We start from the raw sequence: 994 nt of genomic DNA, 5'->3' as shown, positions 1-994 counted from the left end.
CTTCGTTCCGGTGTTCGCCCGCACCATGCGGATCGGGCTCTTGATCGTCGGCGCGAGCCTCCTCTTCAACATCCACGATGCCGACGATCTCATCGCCTTCTACGACAATGGCCACGGCCCGCTGGCGCTGTTGCCGCTCTGGGTCCAGGCTGTTCTATTCCTGGTCCTGTCGGATTTCATGCTGTACTGGCTGCACCGGTTGTTCCACGGCGGCGAGTTCTGGAAGTATCACGCGATCCATCACTCCTCGGAGGAGATAAGCTGGATTTCGGCGGCCCGCTTCCATCCCGTCAATCTCATGCTCGGCTCGATCGGGGTCGACGTCGTGCTGCTGATGGCCGGCATCTCCCCGAACGTCATGGTCTGGCTTGCCCCGTTCACGACCTTCCACTCGGCCTTCGTGCACGCCAACCTGAACTGGACCTTCGGGCCGTTCAAATACGTGCTGGCAACGCCGGTGTTCCACCGCTGGCACCACACCTCGCTGGAGGAGGGCGGCGACACCAATTTCGCCGGGACCTTCCCGCTCTGGGACGTGCTGTTCGGCACCTTCCGCATGCCGGAAGGGCAATTGCCGCAGGATTACGGCAAGGACGAAGCGACCATGCCCAAGGAGATCGCGGGCCAGCTCGCCTATCCGTTCCGCCGCTAGCACGACCGCGAAGGCCGCAAAGCGCCAGTCCGTTCAAACAATAGTCGGCGAATTTGCGGAACGTTCACGAATTGAGGGCAGGTTAGCGCGGTCGGGCACCGGCTCCGCTGTTATCTGATCGCTTCTGCCGGTTTGTGACGTCCCGGGAGTAAGAGTATGCGTAAAGAACTGCTGCGCCGCCATGCGCGCGTGTGTCTTCTGGTTGCGGCCGCGGTGCTGGCATCGCCGGCTGCCGGTCTTGCCGAATCCACCGCCGACACCATCGCCGTCAATGTCGATCAGGCCAAGCTGGTCCGGCTACCCGGCAAGGTGGCGACCATCGTGGTCGGCAATCCCCTGATC

Annotated in this window: 2 protein-coding genes; both read left to right on the top strand. The window is 62.7% G+C overall.

Annotation, left to right across the window (positions count from 1 at the left end):
- Window positions 1-652: sterol desaturase family protein (locus tag AC1D00_RS42765; RefSeq protein ID WP_477014871.1), on the top strand; the 652-nt coding region annotated here is incomplete at its 5' end.
- A 156-nt stretch (window positions 653-808) separates the two neighbouring features.
- Window positions 809-994 (top strand): pilus assembly protein N-terminal domain-containing protein (locus tag AC1D00_RS42760; RefSeq protein WP_477014870.1); only part of this gene is annotated, 186 nt, incomplete at its 3' end.

Source organism: Bradyrhizobium sp. P2_E8 (assembly GCF_056403875.1).
The sequence above is the reverse complement of the archived record's forward strand: the minus strand, read 5'-3'. Positions and strand labels throughout refer to the sequence as shown.